Origin of the sequence: Lysinibacillus sp. NPDC093688 (assembly GCF_050280145.1) — a bacterium.
GTDB classification, from domain to species: Bacteria; Bacillota; Bacilli; order Bacillales_A; family Planococcaceae; genus Lysinibacillus; species Lysinibacillus xylanilyticus_B.
The window spans coordinates 1-4,515 of the sequence record NZ_JBNNUX010000088.1; the positions used below are offsets into that span (position 1 = coordinate 1).

General features: G+C 39.2%; 6 protein-coding genes and 1 pseudogene. All 7 read right to left on the reverse strand.

Annotated features, from left to right (window positions below):
- Positions 1-216: 216 nt before the first annotated feature.
- On the reverse strand, positions 217-759 hold the full coding sequence (locus ACQKN2_RS25055) for an acyltransferase (RefSeq protein ID WP_427417336.1): 543 nt from the start codon (positions 757-759) through the stop codon (positions 217-219).
- A gap of 4 nt (positions 760-763) precedes the next feature.
- The gene (gene ppaX, locus ACQKN2_RS25060) at positions 764-1,405 is read right to left on the reverse strand and encodes a pyrophosphatase PpaX (protein ID WP_427417337.1); all 642 of its coding nucleotides are present in this window, start codon (positions 1,403-1,405) and stop codon (positions 764-766) included.
- Positions 1,406-1,417: 12 nt separating this feature from the next.
- Positions 1,418-2,239, reverse strand: coding sequence for a prolipoprotein diacylglyceryl transferase (lgt, locus tag ACQKN2_RS25065; protein WP_427417338.1), 822 nt, complete (start codon positions 2,237-2,239; stop codon positions 1,418-1,420).
- A 52-nt stretch (positions 2,240-2,291) separates the two neighbouring features.
- Positions 2,292-3,227: an HPr(Ser) kinase/phosphatase gene (gene hprK / locus ACQKN2_RS25070; protein ID WP_323649812.1), complete on the reverse strand. Its 936-nt coding sequence runs from the start codon at positions 3,225-3,227 to the stop codon at positions 2,292-2,294.
- A 202-nt stretch (positions 3,228-3,429) separates the two neighbouring features.
- On the reverse strand, positions 3,430-3,747 hold the full coding sequence (gene cccB / locus ACQKN2_RS25075) for a cytochrome c551 (protein ID WP_427417339.1): 318 nt from the start codon (positions 3,745-3,747) through the stop codon (positions 3,430-3,432).
- A 52-nt stretch (positions 3,748-3,799) separates the two neighbouring features.
- Positions 3,800-4,030, reverse strand: a complete 231-nt coding sequence (locus tag ACQKN2_RS25080; protein ID WP_427417340.1) for a YitT family protein — start codon at positions 4,028-4,030, stop codon at positions 3,800-3,802.
- Positions 4,013-4,291 (reverse strand): annotated as a pseudogene (locus tag ACQKN2_RS25085) (YitT family protein); the annotation flags it as partial. The pseudogene ACQKN2_RS25085 and the gene ACQKN2_RS25080, both read right to left, overlap by 18 nt.
- Positions 4,292-4,515: the final 224 nt, after the last annotated feature.

Below are 4,515 nucleotides of genomic sequence, written 5' to 3' on the forward strand. Positions count from 1 at the left end.
TTCGTGACCAACATCGTGTTGGCCCGAGACCCTGCAGCGAAGCGAAGCGGCTCATCGGACGCCCCCAGGAAAGCGCCCAGTCGGAACGGAAATCACCCCCTCATTTTGCCGAAGAGCTATAATTTATTTAATATGTGATACATTAACTTCATTGTCACAATAGCTTTTCAAAAGAAAAAAACTGTGCACAGCAAAGCTTGCACAGTTTCGATATTATTATTTTTTTGGCGTGCACCATTCTACTACTTCATTGCGTTTGCGTTCCGCCATTTGTTCAGCTGAATAAATAATTTGCATAGGATTACCGCCTGCTAGACAGCCTGCTGGCACATCCTTATGTACGAGGGTTGCAGCTGACACAATCGCACCGTCACCTATCGTTACACCTGGTAGTATCGTTGAATTAGCACCAACCATTACTTCATTGCCAATATGAACATCTCCTAGACGATATTCCTCTATTAAATATTCATGCGCCAAAATAGTCGTATTGAAGCCTATAACGGTATTGTCTCCGATGTGTATACGTTCTGGAAACATTGTATCTGGCATGACCATTAAAGCTATGGAAGTTTGTTCACCAATGTCCATTTTTAAAAAAGTTCTATACAACCAGTTTTTCACACGTAAAAATGGTGTGAAGCGTCCAATTTGAATGACAATGAAACACTTCATCACCTTCCAAAAGGACACCGTATCATAAATGTTCCAAAGCGAGTTCGCTCCTTCGACACGGTAGCGTTCTGTTTTACGTGCCATTTACTTACCCCGCTTTCACAATTTCAAATAAATCCGTCATATGATGCAACATATATTCCGGTTTGAATTGCTGTAAGTATTCCTCACCTTTAAATGCCCATGCAACACCAGCCGCTCTTACTCCAGCATTGTGTCCTGCCTCAATATCGTGAGAATTGTCACCAATCATAATGGCGTCTTCCTTGTTTACTCCAAGTCGTTCAAGCGCAAGCAAAACTGGCTCTGGATTAGGCTTTACATTTTTCACATCATCCGTACCAATACGGATATCAAATAAATGACTTGCGCCTAGTACAGATAGACCACGGTCAATCATCCCATTACGCTTTGTAGACACAATCGCTAATTTGATCCCCATATCCTTTAATTGCTCTAAAGTTGATACCACATCAGGATATTGAGTGACAAGCTCATCGTGATGTTGTTCATTATATTCACGATATTTTGCTATCATTTCGCCCTCTTCACCAGGAGCAATGTCACTAAATGTCTGTTTTAAGGACGGACCAAGGAATTTCAAGCAATCTTTTGGCGAATATTGCCCGGGAAATCGTTCGTTTAAAACATGCATAAATGTTTGAATGATTAAATCATTTGTATTGAGTAATGTACCATCAAAATCAAATAGTAATGCCTTTACAGCCACTTTGCGAACCCCCTATTTATTATCTAAATATTTCACTGCGGGTTTTACTTTTATACGTCGGTAAATAATCGCACCAAGACCCACTACAATGCTTATTATTGAAACAACCTGAGCTGAGCGTAAATCCCCTACTAAATACAGGCTATCTGTACGCATGCCTTCTATATAGAAACGACCGATTGAATACCAAATTAAATAGCTGAAGAATATTTCTCCGCGATTTAAATTAACTTTGCGTAATACTAGTAAAATAATTAACCCAATGAAGTTCCAAACGGATTCATATAAAAAAGTAGGATGTACATATGTTCCTAATTCTTCAATATACATTTGATTAATAATCCAATCCGGCAGCATTAGATGTTCTAAAAATTCATGTGATACTGGACCACCATAAGCTTCCTGGTTCATAAAATTTCCCCAGCGTCCAATTATCTGTCCAATTAAAATACTCGGTGCCGCTATATCTGCTACTCGTAAAAAGCTTATATTTCTTCTACGAGTGAATATGTAACCAGTCAAAAATGCCCCAATAAGTGCACCGTGAATAGCGATACCACCATTCCAAATTTCAATAATCTTCCCGGGGTTTTCACTATAATAATCCCAACGCATCGTTACATAGTAAATACGTGCGCATATTATGGATATAGGAACAGCCCATAGTAATAAATCCGCAAGAAAATCTTCCGGTAAGCCCCTCTTAACAGCCTCTCTTTGTCCTACAATATAAGCTAAAATAATACCCGATACAATTAGTAACCCATACCAACGAACAGGGATAGGTCCTAAATGGAAAGCAATCGGATTAATATCTAATAATAATAAATCCATCTTATACTCCTCTCATCTATCATATAGGCTATTGTATCCTATTAATGAACAATTAATCATCTAATTCATCCGCTGATGAAATCACCTCATCTAAACGTCTAGAAAACTCTTCGGCTGCATTAACACCCATCTTTTTTAAACGATAATTCATTGCTGCTACTTCGATAATGACAGACACATTTCGTCCAGGTCTTACAGGAATCGTTAACTTCGTTAATTCCGTATCTATGATTTTCATTTTCTCTTCCTCTAAACCTAGACGATCATAGACTTTTTCTGGATCCCATATTTCTAATTCGATTACTAATGTAATACGTTTGTACGGACGGACCGCACTTGCTCCAAAGAGGGTCATAATATCGATAATACCAATGCCTCGAATTTCGAGTAAATGTTCTAAAAGAGGTGGTGGACTTCCAATTAAAAAGTTCTCTGACTCCTGACGAATCTCTACACAATCATCAGCCACTAAACGGTGCCCCTTCTTGACAAGCTCAAGTGCTGTTTCACTTTTCCCTACACCACTTTTTCCGATAATGAGTACACCGATGCCATATATATCCACTAAAACTCCATGAGCAGCAGTCATTGGTGCTAAGCGACCTTCTAAATAGTTGGTTAGCCTACTAGAAAATTTCGTTGTTGTCATATGTGTTTTAAATACAGGTACATGTTTTTCATTGGACGCCTGAATAAGTTCCTTCGGTACCTCTAAATCACGAGAAATAATAATAGCTGGAGTATCTTGCGAACATAGTAGACGCATGCGCTCCAGTTTCACATTTGCAGGTAGCATTTCAAAAAATGAAAGTTCTGTTTTTCCAAGCAATTGTACCCGATTTGCAGGATAATGCGTAAAATATCCCGCCATTTCGAGCCCCGGTCTTGAAATATCACTCGTAACAATCGTTCTTCCTATTCCTTCCTCACCAGCTAATAGATCTAACTTAAATTTCTCCATAACGTCTCTTGTTAATACTACGACCAATGTTTAGTAGCCTCCATTCAAAGGAATCGAATATGTTGTTTTGTCCCGTGTTAACTAGCAATCAGCATAATGATTGCAGTTTCACCTTATTTTAGCATGTCTATGTATAAAAGAAATGTATTTACACTCTGTCTACCTGGCTAAAATTTTCTACAAAATATAAAAAAACTAGCGGTTCTCCAGCCCGCTAGTTTCATTATTGTTATTTTTTAGTAGCTAACCATTTGGCAACTGCTTCTGCATCTGCACCTTTAACAACACCAGCAGGCATTGAACCTTTACCATTTTCAATAACATCTAAAATTTCTTTTTCTGTTAAACGAGAACCTACATCGCTAATTTTTGGTGCATTTCCTTGACCTTGTAGTTCACCACCATGACAAGTAATACAAGATTTCATAGCAATTGTTTCTCCATTTGGAGTAGTAGTTTTTGAACCTTCATTTGTAGTTTTACCTCCGCCACAAGCAGCTAAGAAGATTGCTGAACCAATCGCTAATGTTAACATTGCCTTTTTCATTAGGGCCCCTCCTCAAAGTAAATAAGTATCTTTCCCCGACATTATACCAAAATTATGCACGTTTGAAACCTTCTCCTAACACCTCATAAGCATTAGAAACGATCACAAACGCTGATGGGTCAACGTTTTTAATGAGTTGTTTCAGCTTTGTGAATTCTGTTTGATAAACCACAACCATCAGAACTGGTCGCGCTTCCCCTGTATAGCCACCCATTGCAGGCAACTTTGTCACTCCTCGATTGATCTCGGCATAAATAGCATCACGAACCTCATCTTGTTTCATCGTAATAATGTAAACCATTTTAGACTGACTAAAGCCGAGCTGAATAATATCAATCGTTTTTGTCGTGACATAAAGTCCAATCAGGGCATACAAACCTTTCTCTAAGTCAAAAACAATTGCTACACTGCACTAATTGCGATAATCCCATCAATTAAAAGTACACTTGTACCAAGCGTTATTCCGGTATACTTGCGCTAGTAAATCAGTGCCACCAGTAGAAGCATTCCCCTTAAAAACAAGTCCTATTCCTAAACTGACCACAACTTACATCATGAATTTGATTCATTTCCCCCACGCCCATTATGTATTAATAATCACCATAACGTGTGGTTGATTTCCGTTCCGTCTGGGCGCTTTGCCGCTGACGCTTCGCTTTCGCGCAGAGCAGAACAGAGCTTCCTGGGGGCGTCGGGGCAACAGGATGTTGGTCACGAAGGCGTTATCACAGGACGTGATGCTTTTAGCCTTCGTTCCCCTCCCGCTTC

Coding starts and splice junctions, on each gene's coding strand:
- ACQKN2_RS25055 (WP_427417336.1), bottom strand. CDS start 759: ATGGCACGTAAAACAGAACGCTACCGTGTCGAAGGAGCGAACTCGCTT.
- lgt (WP_427417338.1), bottom strand. CDS start 2,239: ATGGATTTATTATTATTAGATATTAATCCGATTGCTTTCCATTTAGGA.
- cccB (WP_427417339.1), bottom strand. CDS start 3,747: ATGAAAAAGGCAATGTTAACATTAGCGATTGGTTCAGCAATCTTCTTA.
- ACQKN2_RS25080 (WP_427417340.1), bottom strand. CDS start 4,030: ATGAAACAAGATGAGGTTCGTGATGCTATTTATGCCGAGATCAATCGA.